This is a genomic window from Streptomyces sp. NPDC002779 (genome assembly GCF_042888685.1).
Classification (GTDB): domain Bacteria; phylum Actinomycetota; class Actinomycetes; order Streptomycetales; family Streptomycetaceae; genus Streptomyces.
Genome location: NZ_JBIAQC010000005.1, coordinates 163942 through 190379, shown reverse-complemented (window position 1 = coordinate 190379; position 26438 = coordinate 163942). Strand labels below are relative to the sequence as shown.

22 protein-coding genes and 3 pseudogenes are annotated in these 26438 nt (G+C 72.7%); 12 read left to right on the top strand and 13 right to left on the bottom strand.

Going from position 1 to position 26438, the window contains the following annotated elements; translation table 11 throughout:
- Positions 1–6: 6 nt before the first annotated feature.
- The gene (locus tag ACFYW5_RS16380) at positions 7–189 is read right to left on the bottom strand and encodes a hypothetical protein (protein WP_389417658.1); all 183 of its coding nucleotides are present in this window, start codon (positions 187–189) and stop codon (positions 7–9) included.
- 136 nt (positions 190–325) lie between these two features.
- Here ACFYW5_RS16380 and ACFYW5_RS16375 point away from each other — a divergent pair, with 136 nt between their 5' ends.
- The gene (locus tag ACFYW5_RS16375; protein WP_389417657.1) at positions 326–3283 is read left to right on the top strand and encodes an SNF2-related protein; all 2958 of its coding nucleotides are present in this window, start codon (positions 326–328) and stop codon (positions 3281–3283) included.
- Positions 3280–4548 (top strand): SWF or SNF family helicase, encoded by a 1269-nt coding sequence (locus ACFYW5_RS16370; RefSeq protein ID WP_389417656.1) that lies wholly within the window; start codon positions 3280–3282, stop codon positions 4546–4548. The genes ACFYW5_RS16375 and ACFYW5_RS16370 overlap by 4 nt, the downstream gene beginning before the upstream one ends.
- A gap of 86 nt (positions 4549–4634) precedes the next feature.
- Here the strand turns inward: ACFYW5_RS16370 and ACFYW5_RS16365 are convergent, their stop codons facing one another.
- Positions 4635–5069 carry a hypothetical protein gene (locus tag ACFYW5_RS16365; protein ID WP_389417655.1) on the bottom strand — a complete coding sequence of 145 codons (435 nt, stop codon included), beginning with the start codon at positions 5067–5069 and terminating at the stop codon, positions 4635–4637.
- Positions 5070–5278: 209 nt separating this feature from the next.
- On the bottom strand, positions 5279–6445 hold the full coding sequence (gene xylA, locus ACFYW5_RS16360) for a xylose isomerase (RefSeq protein ID WP_389417654.1): 1167 nt from the start codon (positions 6443–6445) through the stop codon (positions 5279–5281).
- A gap of 183 nt (positions 6446–6628) precedes the next feature.
- Here xylA and xylB point away from each other — a divergent pair, with 183 nt between their 5' ends.
- The 7 genes and pseudogenes from xylB to ACFYW5_RS16325 all read left to right on the top strand — a co-directional run bounded on the left by xylB (position 6629) and on the right by ACFYW5_RS16325 (position 16476).
- Positions 6629–8074, top strand: coding sequence for a xylulokinase (gene xylB / locus ACFYW5_RS16355; protein ID WP_389417653.1), 1446 nt, complete (start codon positions 6629–6631; stop codon positions 8072–8074).
- A 33-nt stretch (positions 8075–8107) separates the two neighbouring features.
- On the top strand, positions 8108–9295 hold the full coding sequence (locus tag ACFYW5_RS16350) for an ROK family protein (RefSeq protein WP_389417652.1): 1188 nt from the start codon (positions 8108–8110) through the stop codon (positions 9293–9295).
- A 173-nt stretch (positions 9296–9468) separates the two neighbouring features.
- Entirely contained in the window at positions 9469–10482 is a 1014-nt protein-coding gene (locus ACFYW5_RS16345) for an acetamidase/formamidase family protein (protein WP_389417651.1), read from the top strand.
- A 126-nt stretch (positions 10483–10608) separates the two neighbouring features.
- A pseudogene (locus ACFYW5_RS16340) lies at positions 10609–11207 on the top strand (N-acetylmuramoyl-L-alanine amidase).
- A gap of 123 nt (positions 11208–11330) precedes the next feature.
- Complete coding sequence (locus ACFYW5_RS16335) at positions 11331–12635, top strand: GAF domain-containing protein (protein ID WP_389417650.1); 1305 nt, start codon at positions 11331–11333, stop codon at positions 12633–12635.
- A gap of 280 nt (positions 12636–12915) precedes the next feature.
- On the top strand, positions 12916–14439 hold the full coding sequence (adh, locus tag ACFYW5_RS16330; protein ID WP_389417649.1) for an aldehyde dehydrogenase: 1524 nt from the start codon (positions 12916–12918) through the stop codon (positions 14437–14439).
- A 132-nt stretch (positions 14440–14571) separates the two neighbouring features.
- Complete coding sequence (locus ACFYW5_RS16325) at positions 14572–16476, top strand: protein-arginine deiminase domain-containing protein (RefSeq protein WP_389417648.1); 1905 nt, start codon at positions 14572–14574, stop codon at positions 16474–16476.
- Positions 16477–16525: 49 nt separating this feature from the next.
- Here the strand turns inward: ACFYW5_RS16325 and ACFYW5_RS16320 are convergent, their stop codons facing one another.
- From ACFYW5_RS16320 to ACFYW5_RS16285, 8 genes and pseudogenes are all read right to left on the bottom strand, one after another.
- Positions 16526–17827 carry a phytase gene (locus ACFYW5_RS16320; protein WP_389417647.1) on the bottom strand — a complete coding sequence of 434 codons (1302 nt, stop codon included), beginning with the start codon at positions 17825–17827 and terminating at the stop codon, positions 16526–16528.
- Between the two features lie 104 nt (positions 17828–17931).
- Positions 17932–18060 carry a hypothetical protein gene (locus ACFYW5_RS16315; RefSeq protein WP_389417646.1) on the bottom strand — a complete coding sequence of 43 codons (129 nt, stop codon included), beginning with the start codon at positions 18058–18060 and terminating at the stop codon, positions 17932–17934.
- A gap of 55 nt (positions 18061–18115) precedes the next feature.
- Positions 18116–18684 (bottom strand): annotated as a pseudogene (locus ACFYW5_RS16310) (dioxygenase).
- Positions 18685–18689: 5 nt separating this feature from the next.
- Positions 18690–18833 (bottom strand): hypothetical protein, encoded by a 144-nt coding sequence (locus ACFYW5_RS16305; protein ID WP_389417645.1) that lies wholly within the window; start codon positions 18831–18833, stop codon positions 18690–18692.
- Between the two features lie 23 nt (positions 18834–18856).
- Positions 18857–19291: a VOC family protein gene (locus tag ACFYW5_RS16300; protein WP_389417644.1), complete on the bottom strand. Its 435-nt coding sequence runs from the start codon at positions 19289–19291 to the stop codon at positions 18857–18859.
- A gap of 82 nt (positions 19292–19373) precedes the next feature.
- The gene (locus tag ACFYW5_RS16295; RefSeq protein WP_389417643.1) at positions 19374–20270 is read right to left on the bottom strand and encodes an ion transporter; all 897 of its coding nucleotides are present in this window, start codon (positions 20268–20270) and stop codon (positions 19374–19376) included.
- Positions 20271–20674: 404 nt separating this feature from the next.
- Positions 20675–22249: an MFS transporter gene (locus ACFYW5_RS16290; RefSeq protein WP_389417642.1), complete on the bottom strand. Its 1575-nt coding sequence runs from the start codon at positions 22247–22249 to the stop codon at positions 20675–20677.
- 114 nt (positions 22250–22363) lie between these two features.
- Positions 22364–22837 (bottom strand): MarR family winged helix-turn-helix transcriptional regulator, encoded by a 474-nt coding sequence (locus ACFYW5_RS16285; RefSeq protein WP_389417641.1) that lies wholly within the window; start codon positions 22835–22837, stop codon positions 22364–22366.
- Between the two features lie 116 nt (positions 22838–22953).
- Between ACFYW5_RS16285 and ACFYW5_RS16280 the strand changes: the two are divergent.
- From ACFYW5_RS16280 to ACFYW5_RS16270, 3 genes and pseudogenes are all read left to right on the top strand, one after another.
- A pseudogene (locus tag ACFYW5_RS16280) lies at positions 22954–23430 on the top strand (NUDIX hydrolase); the annotation flags it as partial.
- Between the two features lie 91 nt (positions 23431–23521).
- Positions 23522–23881 (top strand): DUF779 domain-containing protein, encoded by a 360-nt coding sequence (locus ACFYW5_RS16275; protein ID WP_389417640.1) that lies wholly within the window; start codon positions 23522–23524, stop codon positions 23879–23881.
- Between the two features lie 74 nt (positions 23882–23955).
- The gene (locus ACFYW5_RS16270; RefSeq protein WP_389417639.1) at positions 23956–25191 is read left to right on the top strand and encodes a phosphodiester glycosidase family protein; all 1236 of its coding nucleotides are present in this window, start codon (positions 23956–23958) and stop codon (positions 25189–25191) included.
- 19 nt (positions 25192–25210) lie between these two features.
- Here the strand turns inward: ACFYW5_RS16270 and ACFYW5_RS16265 are convergent, their stop codons facing one another.
- The gene (locus ACFYW5_RS16265) at positions 25211–25405 is read right to left on the bottom strand and encodes a hypothetical protein (RefSeq protein ID WP_389417638.1); all 195 of its coding nucleotides are present in this window, start codon (positions 25403–25405) and stop codon (positions 25211–25213) included.
- Positions 25406–25515: 110 nt separating this feature from the next.
- Complete coding sequence (locus ACFYW5_RS16260) at positions 25516–26379, bottom strand: phosphatidylinositol-specific phospholipase C/glycerophosphodiester phosphodiesterase family protein (protein WP_389417637.1); 864 nt, start codon at positions 26377–26379, stop codon at positions 25516–25518.
- Positions 26380–26438 lie beyond the last annotated feature (59 nt).

Sequence of the window (26438 nt, the reverse complement as noted above, 5' to 3'; positions counted from 1 at the left end):
CATGCCTCAGCGGCCGAGCTCCTTGCGGGAGGAGCGGCGCAACCTGCGCCGCTGTGAGGGGTCGAGTGCGAGGTACGCGGCGGCCGGGACGCCCAGAATGATCAGGAGCGCTGCCCACCAGGGCAGCCAGATGAGCAGAAAGATCCCGACCGCCGCACCTCCTGCGGCGATCTTGTGGTTCCTCGTCATGTGTGTCGCCTCCTCCGCGGCGCACTGCCGCTCTCTGCTCTGAAAACGGGCCCGCGCTTCCCGCGGTTCCGCACCACGACCCTGAGACGTCCCTGAGGTGCTCCCCCTACTGGTCCACCTCCTGACCCACCCTCCCATGGCAGTGACGCGGAACACAGCCCTGGCATGCCGGCTCCCGCCGACCGGTGCTGTACCCTCGGCGGCCGACCTGGTAGTCAAGTTTGAGGAACTCACCATCGCTGTCCAGACAGTCCCCCCGGCTCCTCCCTCCGAGATCTTCGAACTGGCCCACTGTTCCGCCGTGTTCGTCCCCGGCGATCCGGCACGCACCGGCAGGGTCGCCTTCTGGTGCCCCGACGGCGAAGCACTTCCCCGCACCGAAGCGGCGGCGGCCGAGGACCTGATGGTCGTCGTGCCCGGCGCCGACGGTGTCGAGCTCACCACCGTCCCCGCCGTGCTGCTGCCCCTGCGCGCGGCCCTGCCCGTCCTGATCCGCGCGCGTGCCACCGCGCAGGCCCACCGAGGACCCGCGTTCTGGGGCGCGGCGGCCGTCCTGGCGCTGCATCTCGCGGCGCGGGGACTGCTGTTGCCCGGTCTGTCGCCCGACGACCACGACGCCTGGCGCATCGGCCCGTTGAGCACCGCGGACCTGGATCACATCCGCCGGCTCGCAGCGGCGATGCCGCCCGAGGCGCACGCCGTACCGCTGACGACCACCGCGGCCCTGCGGCTGCCCGACCCCGAACGGCTGCTGCGCTCCTTCCTGGACGCCGTCGCGGACACCCTGCCCCGCACGCCCGCGGCCCCTCTCGTGACCGGCGGCCCCGCCTATGCCGCACCGGAACCCCAGCACCTGCCCGGGTACCGCGCGTGGGCGGCCGATGTGGCCGCGGGCCACGACGCCGGCGTACGCCTGTCCCTGCGCGTCGAGGTTCCAGGACTGGCCGCCCTGGCCGAGGAGGCCGCGGCGCCCGCCTTCCGTGCGGTGCTCCAGGTGCACGGCGTGAGCGATCCGGCGCTCGTCGCGGACGCCGCCCAGGTGTGGGCCGGAACCTCCGCCTTCGGCTCCCGCGCGCGCATGGACGCCCTGCTGGCCCTGCGCGGCGCGGCACGCGCGTGGCCGCCCCTCGCGCCCCTGCTCTCGGCCACCGTGCCGGACGCCGTGGAACTGGCCGACGAGGAGGTCACCGACCTGCTCTCCACCGGTGCCCGGTCCCTGGCCGCCGCGGGCGTCGAGGTGCACTGGCCCAAGGAGCTGGCCCATGAGCTCACCGCCCGCGCGGTGGTGGGACCGCCCGACGACGAGACGGGTGCCGCCAGGCTCCACTCCGACACGCCGTCCTTCCTGTCCGCCGACGCCCTGCTCGCCTTCGACTGGCGGTTCGCGCTGGGCGACCAGCGGCTCAGCCGCGCGGATCTGGACCGCCTGGCCGAGGCCAACCGGCCGCTCGTGCGGTTGCGCGACCAGTGGGTCCTGGTCGATCCCGAGGAGGTGCGCCGGGCGCGTGAGCAGCGGGACCGCAAGGTGACGCCCGTCGACGCCCTGAGCGCCGCTCTGACGGGCTCGACCGAGGTCGACGGTCGCCGGGTCGAGGTGCAGCCCACGGGGTGGCTGGCGGCCCTGCGCGAGCGGCTCGCCGACCCCGAGGGGCAGGAACCGGTCCCGCAGCCCGCCGCGCTCGCGGCCACCCTGCGCGACTACCAGCGGCGGGGCCTGAACTGGCTGGCCCGGACGACCTCCTCGGGCCTGGGCTGCTGCCTGGCCGACGACATGGGTCTCGGCAAGACCATCACGCTGATCGCGCTGCATCTGCACCGGCAGACGGATGACGCGTCGGCCGGTCCCACCCTGGTGGTGTGCCCGACCTCGCTGATGGGCAACTGGCAGCGCGAGATCGAGAAGTTCGCGCCCGGAACACCCGTGCGCCGCTTCCACGGGGCCCGGCGCGATCTCGACGCTCTCGCCGACGGCGAGTTCGTGCTCACCACGTACGGCACGATGCGCCTGGACACGCCCCGGCTCGCCGAGGTGCCCTGGGGCCTGGTCGTGGCCGACGAGGCCCAGCATGTGAAGAACCCCTACTCGGCCACTGCGCGGGCGCTGCGGTCCATCGGCGCACGCGCGCGCGTGGCGCTCACCGGAACCCCGGTCGAGAACAATCTGTCGGAGCTGTGGGCGATCCTCGACTGGACGACCCCGGGACTGCTCGGCCGGCTCGGCACGTTCCGCACCCGGTACGCGCAGTCCGTCGAGAGCGGTCAGGACCCGGCCGCCGCCGAGCGGCTCGCCCGGCTGGTCCGGCCGTTCCTGCTGCGCCGCCGCAAGTCGGACCCCGGGATCGCGCCGGAATTGCCGCCGAAGACCGAGACCGACCGCGCGGTGTCGCTCACCAAGGAGCAGGCGGGGCTGTACGAGGCGGTGGTACGCGAGACGCTCGTGGAGATCGCCGCGGCCGACAGCATGGCGCGGCGCGGGCTGATCGTGAAGCTGCTGACGGGCCTGAAGCAGATCTGCAACCACCCGGCGCAGTACCTCAAGGAGGAGCGGCCGGAAATCGCCGGGCGCTCCGGGAAGCTGGAGCTACTGGACGAGTTGCTCGACACGATCCTCTCCGAGGGGGCGGGCGTTCTGGTCTTCACCCAGTACGTGCGCATGGGGCGCCTCATCGAACAGCATCTGGCGGCCCGCGGGGTGCCCTCTCAGTTCCTGCACGGCGGGACGCCGATCACCGAGCGCGAGGAGCAGGTGCGCTGGTTCCAGGAGGGGGAAGTCCCGGTCTTCCTGCTGTCGTTGAAGGCGGCCGGCACGGGCCTGAACCTCACCCGGGCCGAGCACGTCGTGCACTACGACCGCTGGTGGAACCCGGCGGTGGAGGCGCAGGCCACCGACCGCGCGTACCGCATCGGTCAGACGCGGCCCGTGCAGGTGCACCGGCTGATCGCCGAGGGGACGATCGAGGACCGGATCGCGGAGATGCTGATCCGCAAGAAGGAGCTCGCCGACGCCGTGCTGGGCGCCGGTGAAGCGGCGTTGACGGAGCTCTCGGACGCGGAGCTGGCCGATCTGGTGGAACTGCGAGGGGGCGCACGATGAATCGCTACGACCGTGACGAGCACAAGCACACCGAGCGCACGTTCGCGGCGCTGCCGCCCGCGCAGGGGACGGGCTTCGCGCAGACGTGGTGGGGACGGGCCTGGCTGAAGGCGCTGGAGGACGCGGCGCTGGATTCCCAGCAGCTCAAGGCGGGCCGCAGGCTCGCCCGCGCGGGAAGCGTGGGCGCGGTGTCGGTGCGCCCGGGGCGCATCACGGCCGTCGTCCAGGACCGCGACCGCACACAGCACCGGGCGGACGTCCTGCTGGAGGAGCTGTCCGGCGAACAGTGGGACCGGTTCCTGGACATGACCGTCGAGCGGGCCGGGCATGTCGCGGCCCTGCTGGACCGCGACATGCCGCCGCACCTGGTCGAGGACGCGGCGGCCACCGGAGTCGACCTGCTGCCCGGAATGGGCGACCTGGAGCCCGAGTGCGACTGCGAAGCCTGGGACCACTGCGCGCACACAGCGGCCCTGTGCTACCAAATGGCCCGGCTGCTGGACCAGGATCCGTTCGTGCTGCTGCTGATGCGGGGACGGGGCGAGCGCGCCTTGCTGGACGACATCCAGGCCCGCAGCACCGCCCTCATCGAGGAGGCGCCGGAAGCGGACGGCGTGGACGCGGCGGAGGCGTTCGCGGCCGGGGACATCCTGCCACCGCTGCCGGAGCTGCCCCGGCTCCCCGAGCACCCGGGCGTACCGCCGTCCCTGGACACCGAGACACCGCCGCCGTCCGATCTCGACCCCGCCGCCCTGGAGTACCTCGCCGCCCGCGCCGCCGCGCAGGCGCACCTCCTGCTCGCCGACGCGCTGCGCGGAGCGGCGGAGCACACTGCCCTGACACCGGCGGCTCAGGACGCGGTCCGGCTCGCCGCCGGCACGTCCGTGCAGGCCGTACGGGAGCGCCTGGCCCGTGGTTCGGGGCGCTCCCGGGAGCAGTTGGAGCTGGCCGTACGGGCGTGGGAGTTCGGCGGGGCCGCCGCGCTGGACGTACTGGAGGACGAGTGGGCCGTGGAGGGTGAAACGCTCGTACGCGCGCGTGCGGCACTGGAGTCGGCCTGGGAGGAGGACGAACGGCCGTCGCTGCGGGCGAAGGGCAACCGGTGGACGGCCGCCGGTTCCGCCGGGCAGATCCGGCTGGGACGGGACGGCCGCTGGTGGCCGTACCGGAAGGAGCGGGGCCGCTGGGTGCCCGCGGGCGGCCCGTCCCAGGACCCGGCAACGGCGCTGGCCTCGACGGCGGCCGAGTCCGAAGCCGAGGAGTGACTACGTCGGGCTGCCGCGCGGCATCTGACCAGATGGCCTGCACGCGTGCGTGACGGTTCGCCTCCACCCCGCACACGGCCGTCGCCCTACGGCAGCTCGGCCTCGTCGAGCTCCGGCAGCAGCGACTCGATCGCACTGGGCAGGTCACTGGGAAGCCCGCTGGGCAACTCGCTGGGGAAGCCCGACGGCAGCTCGCTCGGCAGTCTGCTGGGCAGTTCCGTGGGAAGGCTGAAGGACGGCCTCGGTGACGGGCTCCGGGTGCTCTCCCCGGACGGCTTCTCCTCCGGCGAGTCGTCGCTCCCCGAGGCCAGCAGCACCACCAGGGCGACGGCCACGCCCGCCACGATCACCACGAGCAGGGCGAGCAGCGGACCGCGTCGCCTTCCTGGGCCTCCGCCGGGCGGCGGTTCGTCGTACGGAGGCCCGAAGCCGCCCGTGGGCGGTCCGGAGCCGTCGGAGGGCGGGCCGAAGCCACCGCCCGGCGAACCGGGCGGCTGGGGCGGTACGGGCGGGATGGCCATACCGCCCAGCGTCACCTCTCGGCGGTGATCACGCGAGCCCGTCGCGGAAGTTGGTACCGGCCCATGCGGTGGACGGGACGATTCCGGTGCATTCCCCGCCGCGACCGGCGCGCACCTCGCCATGACCGGTGCGCGCCTCGCCGCAATACGTGCCGTACCGGCGCCGCGCGCTCACCCGAAGGCAGCGCGCGGCACGCGCGCGTGCTCGTTCAGCCACGCGCTCCCAACAGGTGGTCCATCGCCAGCTGGTCGAGCTGCTCGAAGGCCATTCCGCGCGTGGCGGCCGCCTCCACGTCGAAGTCCTCGAACGCGCCGCGGTCGGCGAGCAGGGACTGCAGGCCGTCGGCCGCGGTGGGCTGCGCCAGCTCGTCCAGACGCGCGGCCCGCAGCGCCTCCTGGACCTCCGGGTCCGCGCGGAAGGCCGCCGCGCGCTCCTTGAGGATCAGGTAGTTGCGCATGCAGCCCGCGGCCGACGCCCACACGCCGTCCAGGTCCTCGGTCCGCGGCGGCTTGAAGTCGAAGTGGCGCGGCCCGGCGTAGCCGGCGCTCTCCAGCAGGTCGACGAGCCAGAAGGCGGCGCGCAGGTCACCGGCGCCGAACCGCAGATCCTGGTCGTACTTGATGCCGGACTGGCCGTTGAGGTCGATGTGGAAGAGCTTGCCCGCCCACAGGGCCTGCGCGATGCCGTGCGGGAAGTTCAGCCCGGCCATCTGCTCGTGGCCGACCTCGGGGTTGACGCCGTACAGCTCGGGGCGTTCCAGGCGCTCGATGAACGCCAGCGCGTGGCCGACGGTGGGCAGCAGGATGTCGCCGCGCGGCTCGTTCGGCTTGGGCTCGATCGCGAACTTCAGGTCGTAGCCCTGGGAGGTCACGTACTCGCCGAGGAGGTCGAAGGCCTCCTTCATCCGGTCCAGGGCCACGCGTACGTCCTTGGCGGCGCCGGACTCGGCGCCCTCCCGGCCGCCCCAGGCGACGTAGGTCTTCGCGCCCAGCTCGACGGCCAGGTCGACGTTGCGGATCGTCTTGCGCAGGGCGTAACGGCGCACGTCGCGGTCGTTGGCGGTGAACGCGCCGTCCTTGAAGACGGGGTGCGTGAACAGGTTGGTCGTGGCCATCGGCACGGTCATGCCGGTGGCGTCCAGGGCCTGCCGGAAGCGCTTGATGTGCGCCTCCCGCTCGGTGTCCGAGGATCCGAAGGGGATCAGGTCGTCGTCGTGGAAGGTGACCCCGTGGGCACCGAGTTCGGCCAGGCGCTGCACCGTCTCGACCGGGTCGAGGGCGCGGCGCGTGGCGTCGCCGAAGGGGTCCCGTCCCTGCCAGCCGACGGTCCACAGGCCGAAGGTGAACCTGTCCTCGGGGGTGGGCTGGTAGTTCATGCCGCGGCTCCTTGCCTGCTGCGAGTTGCTTGCTGCCGACTATTTCGTCATGGCGATTTACAAATTAGTATGCCGAGGCATCCCTGGGAAGAGAACAGTTGTCCTCGGGGATGGTCACGCGCCGCACACAGGGCCCGGGCCGCAGCCGCCCACGGGACCCGAGCCGCACAGGAGGAGAGCCCGATGTCAGCAGCCGAAGGACCGCTCGTCGTCGGCGTGGACACGTCCACCCAGTCCACCAAGGCCCTCGTCGTCGACGCGGCCACCGGGCGGGTCGTCGCGAGCGGACAGGCCCCGCACACGGTGTCCGCCGGGGCGGGCCGCGAGTCCGACCCCCGCCAGTGGTGGGACGCCCTGTGCGAGGCCCTGCGCCAATGCGGCGACGCCGCGCACGAGGCCGCCGCGGTGTCGGTCGGCGGCCAGCAGCACGGCCTGGTCACCCTGGACGCCCAGGGTGAACCGGTGCGCCCGGCGATGCTCTGGAACGACGTCCGCTCGGCGCCGCAGGCGCGCCGGCTCATCGAGGAGCTGGGTGGCCCGAAAGCCTGGGCCGAGCGCACCGGCAGCGTGCCCGGCGCGTCCTTCACGGTGACGAAGTGGGCGTGGCTGGCCGAGCACGAGCCGGAGGCCGTCCGCGCGACGAAGGCGGTACGGCTCCCCCACGACTACCTCACCGAGCGCCTCACCGGGGAGGGCACCACCGACCGCGGCGACGCCTCCGGCACGGGCTGGTGGGCGGCCGGCACGGAGGCGTACGACGAGGAGACCCTCGCGCATGTGGGCCTCGACCCGGCGCTGCTCCCCCGCGTGGTCCGGCCCGGCGAGGTGGCGGGCACCGTGCGCACCCACCACGACCTGCCATTCTCCAAGGGCACCCTGGTCGCTCCCGGCACCGGTGACAACGCCGCCGCCGCACTCGGCCTCGGCCTGCGCCCCGGCGCCCCGGTGCTCAGTCTCGGCACGTCCGGCACGGTGTACGCCGTGTCCCGGCGCCGCCCGGCCGACCCCACCGGCACGGTCGCGGGCTTCGCCGACGCCCACGGCGACTGGCTGCCGCTGGCCTGCACCCTGAACTGCACCCTCGCCGTCGACCGGGTGGCCACGCTGCTCGGCCTGGACCGCGAGGCGGTGGAACCGGCCGGGGACGTGACGCTCCTGCCGTTCCTGGACGGCGAACGCACCCCGAACCTGCCGAACGCCTCGGGCCTGCTGTTCGGCCTGCGCCACGACACCACGGCGGGCCAGCTCCTCCAGGCCGCCTACGACGGCGCCGTCCACTCCTTGCTGGGCGCGCTGGACCTGGTCCTCGACGCCGACGCGGACCGCTCGGCCCCGCTGCTGCTGATCGGCGGCGGCGCGCGCGGCAGGGCCTGGCAGCAGACCGTGCGCCGATTGTCGGGGCGTCCCGTGCGGGTGCCCGAGGCCAAGGAACTGGTGGCGCTCGGCGCCGCCGCCCAGGCGGCCGGCCTGCTGACCGGCGAGGATCCGGCCGCGGTCGCCCGGCGCTGGAACACGGCCGCGGGTCCCGTGCTGGAGGCCGTGGAGCGGGACGAGGCGGCCCTGGCGAGGATCGCCGGGGTACTCTCCGACGCGGCCCCGCTGCTGGAGCGGGGCACCCAGGCCCAGTGACCGCACGCACACCGATCGAGGACTGACGGAGGCATGACCGCACCGCTTCCCGGACGGGCGCTGCCCGACACGCAGCAGGGCATGCGCCGCCGCAATCTGGCCCGGGTGATGCACACCGTCAGCGCGGAGGGGCCCCTGTCCCGTGCCGCCGTGGCCTCCCGGATCGGTCTGACGCGGGCGGCGGTGTCGACCCTCGTGGACGAGCTGATCCGCGCCGGGCTGATCGAGGAACTCGGCCCGGAGCGCCCCGGCCGGGTGGGCCGGCCCGGCTCGGCGCTCGCCGTCAGCGCACACGGCCCGGCCGGCATCGGCGCCGAGATCGGCGTCGACCACCTCGCGGTGTGCGCGGTCGACCTGCGCGGCGCGGTACGGGCCAGGGCGGTGCGGCACGGCGCGAACCGGGGGCGTTCCCCCGAACCGGTGATCCGGGAGCTGACCGAGCTGGTGCGGGCGGTCGTGGCGGAGACCGGGCGCGAAGGGCTGTGGCCGGCCGGGCTCTCGGTGGCGGTGCCCGGTCTGGTGGCCCGCGACGGTCGTACGGTCGTCCGGGCGCCGAACCTCGAATGGCACGACGTCGACCTCGGGGCGCTGCTGCCCGAGGAGTTCGCGCTCACCGTGGACAACGAGGCGAACTTCGGCGCGCTCGCCGAACTCTGGCTCGGCGAGGGCACTCCGCGGGACTTCCTGCACGTGTCCGCGGAGATCGGCATCGGTGCGGCCGTGGTCGTGGACGGGCAACTGCTGCGCGGGACACGCGGTTTCGCGGGCGAGCTGGGGCATGTTCCGGTCCGCCCGGAAGGACATCCGTGCCCGTGCGGGGGGCGCGGATGTCTGGAGCAGTACGCCGGTGAGGAGGCGGTGCTGCGGGCGGCGGGGCTGGAACCGGGCCAGGACCGCGTCGGACTGCTCGCGGGACGGGCTGCCGAGGGGGACAAGGACGTACGGGGCGCGCTGCACGACGCGGGCGAGGCGCTCGGCGTCGCGCTGACCGGGGCGGTCAACCTGCTGGATCCCGAGAGCGTGGTGCTCGGCGGCGCGCTGGCCGGGCTCGCGCCCTGGCTGCTGCCTTCGCTGGAGGCCGAGCTGGACGGGCGCACAGCGGGCGCGGCCTGTCCGGTGTCCGTGTCGCGGCTCGGGCCCGAGGGGCCGCTGCTGGGCGCCGCGCACTGGGTGGTGCGCGGGGTGCTGGACGATCCGGCCGCGGTGGGCGAACGAGCCTGACCCCAGGCCGACTTCACTCGGTCGAGTGAGCGAGTTGTCCACAGGGCGACCGCTGTCCACGGAAATGCACCGGGCCCTCCGGCCCGGCCCCTGCGCGCCGTACCGTGAACCACGCGAGGGCGCTCCCGGCCCCTCTCCCCCCGTGACCTGCGGCAGAACGGAGCTGTGCGGCGATGAGCGACCCCCGGATCCTGACCGTCCGACCCGAACCCCACGCATACGCCTGGACGTTCGGCGGCGCCCCACCCATCGCCCGCATCGCGCCGGGCACCGTGCTGGACCTGTTCACGGAGGACTGCTTCGGCGGGCGGGTGCGGTCGGAGAAGGACCTGGTCTCCGAGGTCTGCGAGTTCCCCTTCCTCAACCCGCAGACCGGCCCCTTCCACATCGAGGGCGCCGAGCCCGGCGACACCGTCGCCGTGCACTTCGTCTCCATCGAACCCGCCCGGGATTGGGCCGCCTCCACCACCGTCCCGTTGTTCGGCGCCCTCACCTCGACCCCCACCACGGCCACGCTTCAGCCGCCGCTGCCGGAGACCGTCTGGATCTGGCAGTTGGACAGAACCCGGCGTACTGCCCTATTCCGCGCGCACGACAGCGACTTCGAGGCCCAGCTGCCGATCGATCCGATGCACGGCACGGTGGGGGTGGCTCCGGCCAATCTGGAGGTCCGCTCGGCGCTGGTGCCGGACGCGCACGGCGGGAACATGGACACGCCCGAGATGCGGGCCGGCGTCACTTGCTATCTCGGGGTGAACGTCGAGGGAGCGCTGCTCAGCCTGGGCGACGGACACGCCCGCCAGGGCGAGGGTGAGACCTGCGGGGTCGCCGTCGAGTGCGCGATGAACACCGTGGTGATCGTCGAGCTGCTCAAGGGGATCGCCACCCCTTGGCCGCGCATCGAGTCGGACACGCACATCATCTCGACTGGATCGGCGCGTCCCTTGGAGGACGCGTTCCGGATATCCCAGCTCGACCTGGTGCGGTGGCTGGTGCGCGACTACGGCTTCAGCGAGTTGGACGCGTACCAGTTCGCAACCCAGGCCGTGGAGTCTCCGTTGGCCAATGTGTGCGACACCAACTACACGTGCGTGGCCAAGCTCCGCAAGGAGTGGCTGCCCCCGCGCGAGACCCACCGCGGACTCCACACGCGCCTGCGCGAGACCGCGTCCGCGCTCCGGCACTGACCCGGCACCCGCTTCCGCCCCCGCCCCGCTTCTCCCGACTCCCCCGCCCCCGACTCCCCCGAGCCCGCCCACCCGAGCCTGCCCACCCACTCGACCCGCCCACCCGATCGAGAGGCACGACCCCGTATGGACCGGGTACAACCACTGACCGACAGACGCACACTGCTCAAGGGCGCCGCCCTCACCGCCGTGACCTACGGGCTGCTCCCCGGGCCGCAGGCCGGCGCGCAGATTCCCGCCCCCGACCAGCCGACCGCCGAGTGGCGGCCGACGAGCACCGCCAACTTCACCGCTGCCCGCAGACCCCTGGACCACCGAGTCGACCTGGTCGTCGTCCATGTCACCCAGACCGACTACCTCGGCACCCTCGCCGTCTTCGGGAACCGGAAGAAGAAGGTGTCCGCGCACTACGTCGTCCGTTCCGCCGACGGACATGTGGCGCAGTGCGTCCGGGAGTCGGACATCGCCTGGCACGCGGGAACTGGGACTACAACGCCCGCAGCATCGGCATCGAACACGAGGGCTGGGTGGACCGGCCCGCCTACTTCACCGACGCCCTGTACGAGCGGTCGGCCGCACTGACCGCGGCGATCTGCGCCCGGCACGGCATCCCGAGGGACAGGAGGCACATCATCGGCCATCACGAGGTGCCCGGCACCGACCACACCGATCCCGGACCGCACTGGGACTGGAAGCGTTACATCGGACTTGTCATGGCGGCCTGACCGACGCTCTCGTCATGGCGGCCTGACCGACGCTCTCGTCGAGGCGGCCTGACCGACGCTTCCGGCCAGTCGTTCGGGTGACGCCGGTCGAAAAGGTTGTCCGCACGCGTACGCGGAGTGACGATGTCCCCAGCCGCATCGCCGTCCGTGGAGGCCGAGTTGATCGATCCGTGGGTGGCCCTGGAGCCGGGGACCGACCCTGCCGAGCGCGCCCGGATGCTGCGCCGCGCACATGAGACGTTCACCGCGGCGGGCACCGTGCCGAAGCCGGTGCGTGCCGTGGTGGCCGACTCGTGGCGGCGTTCCGCGAGAGCGGGCGTCGGGCCGGACGGCACGGCACGCGTGGAACTCGCCGACGGTGCCCTCGGCGCCTACCGGGCGGAGCATCCGCTGGCCCGGGTGATGCCGCTGATCCGTGAGTTGATGGGTACCTTCGCGGCAGACGGCGAGCATCTGCTCGCGGTGTGCGACGCGCACGGCAGGCTGCTGTGGGTCGAGGGGCATGCCACGACCCGGCGGCAGGCGGGCCGGATGAACTTCGTCCCCGGTGCCCGCTGGTCGGAGACGGCGGTCGGGACGAACGCTCCGGGCACCGCGGTCGCCGTCGACCGGCCGGTGCAGGTGTTCGCGGCGGAGCACTTCATCCGGCGGGTGCAGCCCTGGACGTGCGCGGCGGCGCCGGTGCACGATCCGCGCACCGGGCGGGTGCTCGGGGCGGTGGACATCACCGGCGGGGACGGGCTGGCCCATCCGCACAGCCTGGGCTTCGTGCAGGCGGTAGCGCGGGCGGCCGAGTCCCAGCTGGCGCTGCTCACCCCGCCGGGCCCGGCCGAGGACGCGCACGAGTTGTCCGCGCTCGGCCGGGACGAGGCCCTGCTGCTCGCCGACGGCCGCAAGGTCAGGCTCAGCCGCCGGCACAGCGAGATCCTGGTGCTGCTCGCCCGGCATCCGGAGGGGCTGACCGGCGACGAGCTGTTGTGCGCGCTGTACGAGGACGAGTCGGTGACGCCCGTGACGCTGCGGGCCGAACTCGCCCGGCTGCGGCGGCTGCTCGGCCCGGGTCTGCTGGCCTCCCGGCCGTACCGGCTCACCGTGCCGGTCGAGTCGGACCTCGGCGTCGTGGAGCGGCGGCTGGCGGCGGGGGCGGTCAGTGCGGCGGCGACGGCGTACACCGGTCCGCTGCTGCCCGCCTCGCAGGCGCCGGCGGTGGCCCGCATCAGGCGCCGGCTCGCCGACGGACTGCGGACGGCGTTGATCGCCCGCCGGGACCCGGACCTGCTGGCGGACTGGGCGCACGCGCCCTGGGGCGAGGACGACCTCGACGTGTGGCGTGCCCTGGCCGCCGTACGCCCGACCGCGACGGTCCATTCCCGGCTCGCCGCCCTGGAGTCGGAGCTGGCGGCGCCCCCGGGCAGGATGCCGCGCTGATGCGGGAACCACCGCGCACGGCCCTGGCCCCTCGGCTGATGCGAGGACCACCCCACACGCCCCCGGCCCTCGGCTGATGCGAGGACCACCCCACACGCCCCCGGCCCTCGGCTGATGCGAGGACCACCCCACACGCCCCCGGCCCCGCGGCCCATACGAGGACCCCCCGCGCCCCCCGCGCCGCCCCGGCCCGCGCAACGTCCATGCAACCTCCCGCTGCCTAGCCTCGCGCCGAGAGCTGCCCAACGGCGGGCAGCGCTGTGCAGGGAGGCAGGCCGGCATGACCCGTTACGCGGCACCCGGGACCGAGGGCGCGATCGTCTCCTACCAGGCGCGCTACGACCACTTCATCGGCGGCGAGTACGTGCCGCCGGCTCGGGGGCAGTACTTCGAGAACCCCTCCCCGGTGAACGGGCAGCCGTTCACCGAGATCGCGCGCGGCACCGCGGACGACGTGGAGCGCGCCCTGGACGCGGCGCACGCGGCAGCCCCGGCCTGGGGCCGTACGTCGGTGACCGAACGGTCCGGCATCCTGCTGAAGATCGCCGACCGGATGGAGGCGAACCTGGAGCGGCTGGCGGTCGCCGAGAGCTGGGAGAACGGCAAGCCGGTGCGCGAGACGCTGGCGGCCGACATCCCCCTCGCCATCGACCACTTCCGCTACTTCGCCGGGGCAATCCGCGCCCAGGAGGGCTCGCTCGGCGAGATCGACGACGACACGGTGGCGTACCACTTCCACGAGCCGCTCGGGGTCGTCGCGCAGATCATCCCGTGGAACTTCCCGATCCTGATGGCGACCTGGAAGCTGGCCCCGGCGCTGGCGGCGGGCAACGCGGTCGTGCTCAAGCCGGCCGAGCAGACCCCGGCCTCCATCCACTACTGGCTGAGCCTGATCGCCGATCTGCTGCCGCCGGGCGTCGTCAATGTGGTCAACGGCTTCGGCGTGGAGGCGGGCAAGCCGCTGGCGTCCAGCCCGCGGGTGGCGAAGGTGGCGTTCACCGGTGAGACCACGACGGGCCGGCTGATCATGCAGTACGCCTCGGAGAACATCACCCCGGTCACCCTCGAACTCGGCGGCAAGTCCCCGAACATCTTCTTCGAGGACGTCTGGCGGGCCGACGACGACTTCCGCGACAAGGCCCTCGAGGGCTTCACGATGTTCGCGCTCAACCAGGGCGAGGTGTGCACCTGTCCGTCGCGGGCGCTCGTCCAGCGCGGCCACTACGGCGAGTTCATGGAGGCGGCGGTCGCCCGCACCGAGCTGATCAGGACCGGCCATCCGCTCGACACCGACACGATGATCGGCGCCCAGGCCTCCAACGACCAGTTGGAGAAGATCCTCTCCTACCTCGACATCGGCCGGCAGGAGGGCGCCCGGGTCCTCACCGGCGGCGAGCGCGTCGAGCACGACGGCGAACTCAAGGACGGCTACTACGTCCAGCCGACGATCTTCGAGGGCAACAACCGGATGCGGATCTTCCAGGAGGAGATCTTCGGCCCCGTCGTCTCGGTGACGTCCTTCGACGACTTCGACGACGCCATCAAGATCGCCAACGACACCTTGTACGGCCTCGGCGCCGGCGTGTGGACCCGCGACGCCAACACGGCGTACCGCGCGGGCCGCGCGATCCAGGCGGGCCGCGTCTGGACCAACTGCTACCACGCCTACCCGGCCCACGCGGCCTTCGGCGGCTACAAGGGCTCGGGCATCGGCCGCGAGACGCACAAGATGATGCTGGAGCACTACCAGCAGACGAAGAACCTCCTGTGTTCCTACAGCCCGAAGAAGCTGGGGTTCTTCTAGAGTCCGAGCGGCACAGTTTTCCCTCAACCCGTCAGCAGACGAGAAGAATTCGCACGGCTCAGCCAACGCACGGCGTCCGTTCCGCCTCATCCCCTTCAGCGGGGAGAACCGCACGGGACGAAAGGACGCGATGTGCGTACGAAGAACGCTGTACGGGCGCTGCTGGCCCTCACCGCGACGGGAGCGGTGCTGACGCCCCCCGCGGCGTACGCGGAGGAGCCGCTGCGGGTGGACCTGAGGGCGGATACCGACCGTGACGGACGGGTCGACCTCACCGGTGGCACGGACACCGCCGGTGAGGACACCTGGTCCGCGGGGCGAGGGGCGGTCTTCCTGCCCAACATCGACGACGACAGCAAGCGGTGCCCGACCACCGGTCCGGGCGGCCGGCCGCTCTCCGACGCCAAGCTGGCCGCCTGCAACGACGCCTCCGACAAGAAGGTCAACGGCCGTGCCGACGCCGCCGACCTCGCCCGGGTGCGCTCGGTGCCGATGCGCGGTCTGCCGTCCGACGCCAAGGGCAGCGTCAAGGTCACCGTGGGAGCGGCGCAGACCAGAGTCTTCCTCCTGCGCAACGGCGCCTGGGAACTTGTCACTTCGTCGACCCGGCTGACCCGGGCCGAGCTGCGCTCCGGCGTCGAGTTCGGGGTCGAGGGCAAGGACGTGATCCGGGACAGCGCGAAGTGGGACGGACGCGTCGCGATCCGGCTGAAGGTCACCTCCGCGTCCGGCACCGCCTCGGACACCGTCACCCTGCGCGCCGCCCCGCTGCTCACCCACCATGCCCGCCAGAACACCCAGCAGCTGATGGTCACCAAGGTCCGCGGCAACGACCCCTGGGCCAAGCGCCAGCGCGCGTTCGTGACGAAGCTGGACAAGGAGGCCCGGCGGGCGGGTGTCACCAAGCCGCTGGTGACCTTCGAGAAGTACGGCGACATCTGGGCCCAGGACTTCGTCGAGCCGGCCTACCTCAACATGACCGGCCCGGACGGACGGCAGCGGACGATGCGCGTGATGCTGCGCTCCGCCCAGGACCGCGAGGCGGGCCGCGAGCTCTACGAGAAGCTGCGCGGCCCGAACGTCGGTGTCGTACAGGCCAAGGGCCAGGACATGCAGGGGTGGGAGACCCTGAACTCCTACGGCAACCTGGAGACCATCCCGCCCTACGCGCTGGGCGGCCGCTCGTTCCCGGCCGGGCGGATCATCATGGGTGAGCGCAAGGACGGCAGTGGCATCCGCCCCTCGAAGGAGATACGCACGCTGCTGAAGTCCCAGGGGCTGCAGGATCCGCTCCTGCTGGACACCTCGTGGCTGCATGTGGGGCACGTGGACGAGTTCGTGCAGTTCCTGCCCGCCGACACGCCGCGCGGCTGGCGGATCGGTGTCGCCGACCCGGAGGGCGGACTGCAACTCCTGCGCGACGCGCAGCGCGACGGCCACGGCGCGAAGAAGATGTTCTCCGTTCCCGGCTTCGACGAACTGCTGCCCCCCGCGGAGACCATCGACGAGGCCCTCGCCTCGCGGCACCTCGTGTCCGACAACGAGATGGCGGCCGGGAAGATCGCGGCCAACCTGGAGATCCTCAAGCGGGAGACGGGCGTCACCGACGAGGAGATCGTGCGCGTGCCGGCCCTCTACACCCGGGGCATCGTCGGGGACAGCGCCGAGACGCGCGTCCCGCTGCTCCGGCGCCTCGGCGGCGGCACCCCGGAGGCCGCGCGGAAGTACGGCCAGCAGAAGCTCGCCGCGGACACGGCTGCCGCCGCACCGGCTCCCACCGTCATGACCAGCGCGTACGTCCCGGGTGCCGTCAACGGCATCCTGCTCTCCCGCGACCGCTACCTCGCCCCGCGCCAGTGGGGTCCCGTCGTCGGGGGCAAGGACATCTTCACCGAGGCCGTCACGGCCGCGTACACCCGCGCGGGCCTGAAGGTCTCGTACGTCGACGACTGGTACACGTACCACCTCGGCATGGGTGAGATCCACTGCGGCACCAACACCCTGCGCGACGCGTCCGGCCTGTGGTGGAAGCCGTAGCCGGGGGCCGCGTACGAGGGGCGCCCGGGATCCCCGGGCGCCCCGTGCGTCAGTCGTCCAGGGCCGTCAGGACGTCCGCGAGGTCGACGAACTTGAAGCCCGTGGCGGCGCGGTCGTCGCCCTGCGGGGTCTCGTCGCCGTCCTGGACGACGAGGAGGCCGTTGGGGTAGCGGCGGCCGAGCGGGGCGTTGAGGGCCGCCGCTCCGTCGCACTCCTCGGATCCGTCGAGGGTCGCGGAGGCGGCCGTCACCCGGAAGCCGCCCTCGTACTCGTTGTGGTCCGCCAACTCGCGGTCGTACGCGGCGAAGGTGCTGTCGCCCTGGCTGGAGGCGAGGAGATAGCCGTCGCCGTCGGCCTCGGGCAGCAGGGTCAGGCCCTCGACGTCGGCGGACAGGCGGGTGCCGCCGTAGCCGGGGTCGGCGCCCGAGGCGCACTCCTCGGTGGCCTCGTCGTAGGTCCCGGGGACGCCGTACTCGCGGACCTTGTCGATCAGCCGGGGCGTGCCGGTGAGGTCGGCGCGCAGCCGCCAGATGCCGACGTCCTCCTGGCCTGCGTAGAGGACACCGTTCGCGGGGTCGACCACCATGCCCTCCACCTGGGGCAGTTCACCGGGTTCCAGGCAGGGGGTCCAGGACGTGCCGTCGGGCAGGGTGAAGGACGAGGGCAGGCCGATGGTCCGCAGCTTGCGGTAGCCGACCGTCCCGGAGCGGGTGGGGAGCAGTTCCAGGAGGGCGACGCTGGTGGTCTCGCGGCGGCTGACCAGGGCGTACGAGCGGCCCGACGCGCGGTCGGTCCAGGTGGCGAGGCCGTACGCGGTGCGCTGGTCGTTGATCTCCTCCTGGTCGGCGGAGAAGACGGGCGCCGCGGCGGGGTCGGTGACGTCGGTGAGCGGGCCGCCGGCGCGGTCGCGGTCGATGCGGTAGAAGCGGAGCCGGTCGTTGCCGCGGTCGCTGGTGACGGCGAGGTCGGCGCGGCCGGTGGACAGCTTCAGGCCCTGCACCAGGTCGACGTTGTTGAAGCGCCCGGGGGCGTCCTCGGGCGTCGGACCGGCCGGCGCGGGCAGGGACTGGATCTCGCGAGCGTCGAGGTCGTAGACCCGAAGGCCGCCCTCCTTGGCCGTGGCGACGACCAGGCTGCGGCCCGGCTCCGCGGCGTTGCGCCAGATCGCCGGGTCGTCCGCGTCGGAGTTGCCGCCCGCCTCGTCGTCGTAGAGCGGCGCGGTCTCGGCCCGGGGGGTGAGCGCGGGCAGACCGGACGACGCCCCTGCCTGGGCGGGCAGGGTCACGGCGAGTGCCACCAGGGTGGCGGTCATCAGGAAGACGTACGGTCGGCGGGTACGGGGCTCGGGCACGCGAACGCTCCTTCGGCTCATGATCGGATGCGGCTCGCAGCCTTCCCGGCGCGTGTGACGGGTGGGGGCAGGTCACTTGCCGGGACATGGCCGTGGCATGAACACTACATACCCGGCTCGCGGCGGACGGTGACCGGGAAGTCCACCTGGCGGAAAGGGTTCGGCAGGCCGTACTCGGCGGCCCGTCCCGGATCGTCCACGCGGGCGAACGTGCGGATCAGGCTCACCTTCACGCCGAACACCGCGTCGGAGTCAAGTAGGGCGAGTCGTCGGCGAACAGATAGGTCGTCAGGGTGCGGAACCCCGGCGCCGACACCTGCAGATGGATGTGCGCAGATGGATGTGCGCGGCCCGGTTCGCGTGGCGGCCGGTCGCCCGCAGCAGGGCGCCCACCGGGCCGTCGGACGGGATCGGGTAATGGCGCGGAACGACCGTGCGGAACCGGAACCCGCCGTCGCCGTCGGCGTGAACAGGCCGCGCAGATTGCGCTCCGGCACCTCGCCGGGCCGCTGGACGTCGTAGAACCCGTCCGCGTCGGCCTGCCACACGTCCACCCGCGCCCCGGCCACCGGTGCCCCGGAGGTGTCCGTGAACCGGCCGGTGACCAGGCAGGGCTCGCCGCCCTCGCCGATCGCGTCCCCGAGTTCCCGCTCGGGCGAGTCCACCAGGTGGAAGGGGCCCTCCACGGTCGCCTCGGTGCACTGCCCGTCGGCCGGGTTGTCCAACGACTCCACCAGCATCGACACCCCGAGCACGTCCGAGAGCAGGATGAACTCCTGCCGGGTGGCGTCGCACCGCTGTCCGGTCTCAGTGAGGAAGCGGATGCCCTCGGCCCACTCCTCGCCGGTCAGGCCCACGTCCTTCACGATGGCGTGGCGTGCCGGACCAGGGACGTGAGGATCTCGCGCAGGCGGGCGTCCGGGGCGCCGGCGAAGGAGGCGGCGACGATCTCCGCGGACCGTTCCGTCTCGAAGGTCCCGGTCGGGTCGCGGGGTTGTTCGGTCATCTGCCGCCTCCTTCACAGCACGGTCAGTTCACGGTCGCGCCGGGCACCTCTTCGGTCACGCCGTTCAGCTCGGAGGCCGGGTCGGAGCCGTAGGGCCGGGTGAAGGCCTCCAGGCCGTGTCCGGAGGGATCGAGGAAGTACACGCCCCGGCCGCCGTCGTTGCGGTTGATCCGGCCCGGGTGCCTGCCGTGCGGATCGGCCTGGATGGGCACGCGCCCGGCGACGAGCCGGGCGAGGATCTCGTCGAACTTCGCCTCCGAGACGAGGAAGGCGTAGTGCTGGATGGGAATGTCCGCACCGGCGGTCATGAAGTCCAGCGTGACGCCGTTGGCGGTGACGACGGGGAGGAACGGCCCGCCGGGTGCGCCGACTTCGAGGCCGAGGATGTCGGCGAGGAAACGGGCGGACTTCTCCCGGTCGCGGGAGAGAACGATGGTGTGGTTGAACTCGACTGCCAAGGGAATGCCTCCACGGGCATCTCCGCGGAACCTCCATGCCTCACCCAGCCGGTGACCGGCACGCGATGCCGCAATGATCACCCTAGGCACAGGGCCGGCGACGCGTCGAGCGGTTTTGCGCCGGAAGGCTCGCCTCCAGCTCGTCGAGGGCTCTGCGCGCCGCGGCGATCCGGTTGAGCAGTTCCCGGTCGGCGGACGGGGCGGCGGACGGGGTGTCGTCCCGCTGTTCCCGCTCCATCTCCCGCGCCTCCTCCAGCGAGCTGATCACCACCCCGATCAGGACGTTGACCAGCACGAACGAGGCTATGAGCACGTACGACGCGTAGTAGACGATGCTCCAGCGCGTCGCCTCCAGGCCGGAGTGGACCGCCTCGCCGAGGCCGTCCAGGGTCATCAGCAGGAAGAGGGTGAGCACGGCCCGGCCGATCGAGCCGTACTGCTCGGGGTCGTGGTGGCCGAAGAGGATCCAGCCGACCATGGCGTAGACGTACAGCAGCAGGGCGCCCACGAGCAGGAAGCTGACCGTGCCGGGCAGGCTGCGGCCCACCGCGACCATGACGATGCGCAGTTGGGGCAGGAAGCGGGCGGTGCGCAGGACGCGGGCCAGCCGCAGCAACCGCAGGACCGTGGCGTTCTCGCGAACGAACGGCAGCAAGGCGCAGCCCACGAGGGCCAGGTCGAACAGGTTCCACGGGTCACGGAAGAAGTCGCGGGGGCGGTCGGCGTGGGCGCAGGCGCGCAGCACGATCTCGGCGGTGAAGGCGGCCAGACACACGTACTCGGCGGTCCGCAGCCCCTGGGACCAGTCCGCCGCGAGGCCGCGGTAGGTCTCCACGCCCAGCAGGGCGGCGTTGGCGAGGACCAGGACGAGGACGGTGAACGCGAACCAGCGGGCCTCCGTGATGGTCCGGGCCCACCGGGCGAGTGCTCGGCGGGAGGGCCATGACGCGTTCTCCGGAAGAAGCGGGTGCTCGGTCATCGTGCTGTATCTGCTCCGGCGCGGAGAATGCTATTCCGGGCTCAGATGTGCGAACGGGCGGGATGGCGCGCCGGGGCGGGGGGCGAGGGGGCGCGGAATAGCGCGCCGGGGCCGGATGGGCGGACGGACGCGGAGTGCCGTGCCAGGACCGGATGGGCGGACGGGCGGACGGGCACGGCATGCCCCGCCAGGGCGGTACGTGCGAACGCGCGCAGAATGCCCCGCCAGGGCGGGACGGGCGAGCGCGCCCCGATTGCCCCGCCACGCTGGACGGGTGAACGCGCTCCAATCGCCCCGTCACGCCCGGACGGGCGAACGCATGCAGAATGCCCCCCGCTTGGGCCGCCACGCCGGGACGGGCGAACGGGCACGGCTCCGCCGGGGACCGTGCCCGTCCCCTCACTTCACTTCGCCGGGCGCCGCAGACCGGCCGCCGCCACGGCCGCGCCCACCAGACACAACGCACCGGTCAGCACCCCGGCCGCGTGGACGCCGTTCAGGAACGCCTCCCCGCTGCCCTCCACGACCGCTGCCCGCAGGCCCGCAGGCATGTCGGCGGAGACCGGTGCGATGCCCATCGCCACCGCGTCCTCGGCCTCCTGGAGCCGGTCGGCGAGGGCGGACGGGACGCCCGCCCCGGTCAGTTCGCCGGTGAGCGTGGCGCCCACCTTGGCGCTGATCACGGAGACCAGCACGGACGTGCCGAGGGCGCCGCCGATCTGGAGGGTGGTGGCCTGGAGGCCGCCCGCCACCCCGCCGTCCTGGACGGGGGCGTTGCCGACGATGGCGTCCGAGGACGCGGACAGCACCATGCCGACACCGAGCCCGAGCGCCACGAACGGCGGCCACATCGTGGCGTAGGAGGAGTCGGTCTGCCAGGTGAGCATGCCGAAGCAGGCGGCGGCCTGGAGCACCATGCCGAGCGGCATCGTCAAGTGGGCGCCCAGGCGCTGGGTGAGAACCGCGCCCAGCGGGGAGGCGACCAGCGAGGCCAGGCTCAGCGGGAGGGTGCGCACACCCGCCTCGACGGGGGTGAAGCCGCGGACGTTCTGGAGGTAGAGCATCACGAAGAAGATCACGCCGAGCATGACGAAGAAGTTGAGCGCGGTGATGATCGCGCCGACGGTCAGGGACCGGTTGCGGAACAGCCGCATGGGCAGCAGCGGGTGCTCCACCCGGGTCTCGTGCCGGCCGAACAGGACCAGGACGAGCACGCCCGCCCCGACGGCCGCCCAGGTGCCGGCCGAGGTCCAGCCCCAGCTCTCGCCCTTGACCACGCCGAAGACCACACAGAGCAGTCCGGCCGCGAGCAGCAGGACGCCGGGGATGTCGAAGCGCTGGTGCCCGGTGGAGTTCTTGCTCTGCGGGAGCACGAACATGCTGAACAGCAGGGCGGCGACCCCGATGGGGGCGTTGATGTAGAAGACGGACTCCCAGCTGACGTGTTCCACGAGGAGACCGCCGACGATGGGGCCGAGGGCTGTCGAGACGGCGGAGACCATGGCCCAGATGCCGACGGCCATGCCGAACCTCCGCGGCGGGAAGACCGCCCGCAGCAGGCCGAGCGTGTTGGGCATCAGCAGTCCGCCGAAGACGCCCTGGAGCGCCCGGAAGACGATGACCCCGGTGATGGACCCGGAGAGCCCGATGGCGACCGAGGCGAGGGTGAACCCGGCGACGCCGACGAGGTAGTAGGTGCGCCGCCCGAAGCGGTCACCGAGCTTGCCGCCGAGGATGAGGGTGGCGGCGAGGGCGAGCAGGTAGGCGTTGGTCACCCACTGGAGCTGGGCGGTGTCGGCGTCGAACGCCTCGCCGATCGCGGGGTTGGCGATGGCGACGACGGAACCGTCGAGTTGCACCATGAACAGGCCGAACGCGACGGCGCACAGCGTCAGCCAGGGGTTGGCGCGACGGCCCGCGACCGCTGCGGCCGTGCCGGACGCGGGCAGGGTGGAGTGATCCACGGAGGTGGACGGCATGGAGGAGCCTTCTCTTCGAAAAGGGGGTGCGGAGAAAGAGGGAAAAAGGGGAAGGGAGGCCCACGGAGGGGGTGAACCGACGGCGTCACGCCCCTCCCGGGGCGCGCCGGCCGCTCAGCGGACGGCGGAGTGGAGCCGGTTCGTCAGGGAGTTGAGGGCGCCCAGGGCGGAGCCCAGCGCGTCCTTCTCACCCTCGGTGAGGGACATCAGCGCCTGGCGGAGATACGTGGCCTCCAGCTCGCGCACCTCGGCGAGCCGCTGCCGGGACGTGGCCGTGAGATGGAGGTGGGCGACCCGCTTGTCGGTGCCGTCCGGCCGGCGCTCCAGGAGCCCGCGCTCGGTCAGCTGGGAGACGAGGGTGCTGACATTGTTCGGCTTCATCAGCAGCGCCTCGGCCACCTCGCGCACGGTGGCGCCCTCGCGCTGCGCGACGAACCGCAGCAGCGCGAGCTGCCCCTCGGGCGGCTTGGGGTGCGGATACTCCGCGGCGACCCGGCGGTCCAGGGCACGGTGCAGCGCGGGCACGCGGTCCGCGAGCACGGCGGCTACGCGGTCGAGGTCCCGGCCGGGGGCGCTGGAGGGGGTCACCCTCCGACTATAGGTATGACAGCATAGGTATGTCAAAATACCTACCTGAGAAGATCTGCCTACAAGCCCTCCCCTCAAGACCCCCTTCTACGAGAGCCCGGAGCCCGATGACACCCCCGGACCGCGTCTCCTCCCGCCCCCGTACCCCCCGTCCGCCCGCCCCCCAGACGGCCCTGGGCGTCGGCGCGATCCTGCACGGCCCCCGGGGCCTGCTCCTGGGACGCCACCGGCACGGCACCCGGGAGCTGCCCGGGGGCATGGTGGAGCCCGGCGAGTCGCTGCGGGAGACGGTCGTGCGCGAGCTGGCCGAGGAGACCGGCCTGACGGCCCGCCCGGCGGACGTACGCCTCCTCGGCACCCTGCTGGACCGGGTCGACGGGGTGGTACGGCTCACCGTCGCCGCCGAGGTCACCGCCTGGCAGGGGGAACCGGCCGACCAGCCGGGCGAGAAGGTCGGCGACTGGCGCTGGTACGCCCTGGACCGGCTGCCGCAGGAGCTGTTCGTGTGCAGCGCCCAGGCGTTGACCGCCTGGCGTCCCGATCTGCCGATCGACCACACCCCGGCCCACTTCACGCCGTACGCGCTCCCCTAGCCGAGAGGGCCCGGCGGTCCTGCAACCCTCTCGCAACCTCCCCCGTGGTCTCCTGGTCCGTCCGGATCCGGTTCCCCTGGGGATGGTTGGCATGTACGAGGAGATCCCGCGCGTCGAACTCACGCCCGCGGCCGCCGAACTGCTGCGCAGGCTGCACGCGGCGCACGGCCCGCTGATGTTCCACCAGTCCGGCGGCTGCTGCGACGGCAGTGCCCCCATGTGCTACCCGAAGGGCGAGTTCCGTACCGGCGGCTCGGACGTGCTGCTCGCGGAGCTGTACGTGGAGGGCGTCGAGGAGCCGGTCGGGTTCTGGATGTCCCGCAGCCAGTACGAGGCGTGGAGCCACACCCGGCTGATCGTCGACGTGGTCGAGGGCCGGGGCAGCGGCTTCTCGCTGGAGGCACCCGAGGGAGTGCGTTTCCTCATCCGTTCTCGCGTCGTCGGCGCTTAGCCGTCCCGCCGTCCGCCTCCGTCTGATGCACTTCCCCGAGACCTGGGACAGTTGACGAGCCCTCAGGGGGAAGCGTGACCCAACCTCAGAAGCGGTTAGCAGCAGGCAGAACAGCGCTGGCCTTTCTCACCGCACTCGGTGCGCTGGCCGGTACCGCCCTGGTGGGGGCGGCACCGGCCGGCGCAGTTGCCGACGGCACCCGGCTCGCCCCGGGTGTCGTCTACGAGCACTTCGACATCGAGGGCGCCCGGGGCACCGCGCACGGCCATCTGCTGCGCGTGGACCTGACCGACCCGCGCGTCTCGCTGGACCTGCTGTACCCGGGGAAGGTGGCAGCGCGGGAGCCCGTGTCCCGGCTGGCCGACACCCAGGGCGCCGTCGCCGGGGTCAACGGCGACTTCTTCAACATCACCGAGACCCAGCACCCGGGCGTCGAGGCGACCGGCGCGAGCGTGGGACCGGCCGTGGCGAGCGGCCGTACGCTCAAGGCGGCCGTGCCGAACGGTCAGCGCTTCGGGCCCGCGCTGCCGCCCGGCACCTCCACCGAGGACGTCGTCGGCATGGGCGTGGACCGCCGGGTCCGCCTCGACGGCATGGCGCTGCACGGCTCGATCCGCACGGTGACCGGACAGATGGGGCTCGGCGGGCTCAACCAGTACGCGCTGCCGGTGAATTCCGTCGGGGCGTTCACCTCCGCGTGGGGCTCCGCCTCCCGGGTGCGCGCGACCTGCGGCACCGACACCGAGCGGGCGGCGCCGTGCAGCGGGGACACCCACGAGGTGACGCTCCGGGGCGGCCGGGTGGTGTCGACGGCCGACGTACCGGGCGGCGGCCCCATCGAGCCGGGGACCACCGTGCTGGTGGGCCGGGAGGCCGGGGCACAGGAGCTGCGGAAGTTCGTCACGGGTCAGCCGGTGGCGGTACGGCACCGGCTGGTGTCGGCCGACTCGCGGATCCCGTACCGGTTCGCGGTCGGCGGGTACCCGGTCCTCGTCGGCGGACAGCCCCTGCCGGGTCTGGACGACACCACCTCGGCGGTGCGCAGCGCCGTGGGCATCGGGGGTGGCGGGAGGCAGGTGCTGCTGTTCTCACTGGACGGCGGACCGGCGTACCGCGGCCTGACCATCGCCGAAATCGCCGACACCCTGGGCGAGTTGGGTGCGGCCGACGCCTTCAGCCTGGACGGCGGCGGGTCCTCGACCCTGGTCGCCCGGGACCCGGGGGCCTCGGCGGTCACGGTCCGCAACCATCCCTCGGGCGGCGCGGAACGCCCCGTCCCGAACGGCATCGGGGTCTTCGTCACCCCCTGAATCGTCACCCCCTGAATCCTCACGGCCGCAGACCGCTGACGATGCCGGCGGTGGCCGTGAGGCCGCTCTCGATGGTGGGCGCGATGCTCGTGCCGGCCATGTAGAAGCCGAGCAGCACGCACACCAGGGCGTGAGAGACCTTCAGCCCGCCGCTGCGCAGGAAGATCACCGCAAGGATCAGGAGCAGCAGCACCACAGAGATGGAAATCGCCATCGTCAACCTCCTCCGCCACGCCGTCACGTCCGGTTCACGGCGTTCGGCCGTAAGTGTGGCGTAGCGGAGGGTTCGTCCGGGCGGCTGACCTGTCCGCCGAACGTGTGGTGTCACGCCCGGTCGTTCGCCTCCAGGAAGGCGCGCAGGCCCGCGAGGTCGTCGGTGTTGAGGTGATCGACGTCGGCGGCGACGAGTTCGGTCCACAGCGCGTCGCGCTCGGGGCCCGGCAGGTCCGGGGTGGCCCAGAACCGCACTCGCCGGCCGCGGGAGTGCGCTGCCTGCGTGATCGTGGTCAGCTTCTGCCGCTCGGCGTCGGGGAAGGCGCCGACGCCCCGCCAGGTGAAGTGGTTGGTCCAGTTGTCGCTGATCAGCGGGATGAAGGAGGCGGGGGCCGCGCTGCCGAGGTCGGCGAGCCGGCCGTCGTAGAAGGCGCGGCGCACGGTCTGCGCCTCCATCGGGACGCGGGCGGCGCGGTTTCCGGAGATCACGGCGGTGACGGGTCCGGGCAAGACGCGGCCGCGGGCGTAGGTGGTGAACAGGTGCTTGTAACGCCTGAGGTGCCGGTCGAGTTCGAGGTACGTCGAGGAGCCCTCGGTCTTGATGTCGATGAGCAGTTGGAGCGGCCTGCGGTAACCGCGGTACACGGAGCCGTGGTTGGCCTTGACGCGGGCGGCGAGCGGGTCCAGGTAGAGGGACTCCAGGGTGCGCGCGGGGTCCAGGTCCTCGGGGTCGTGGGCGACCAGGAGCTGGTCGCCGACCAGGAAGATGTCGGCCTCCAGGCTGCCGAAGCGGTGGTCGAGGGCGTCGAGGAGCGGGCGCGGGTGCTCGTAGTCGTTGTGGGCGTGGGCGCGCCACAACGGGCGCGGGCGGTGCTTGCGTTCGGTCGCGAACGCAGCTCCGACGGGCTGGGCGGCGACGGCCGCGAGTGCGGCGCCGACGGTGGTGAGGGCTCTGCGACGGGTGATGAGCGCCATGGTCTGCCTCCCTGTGGCCGATCCGGACCACAGGGAGTATGGAGCGGCCCGGGCCGCAA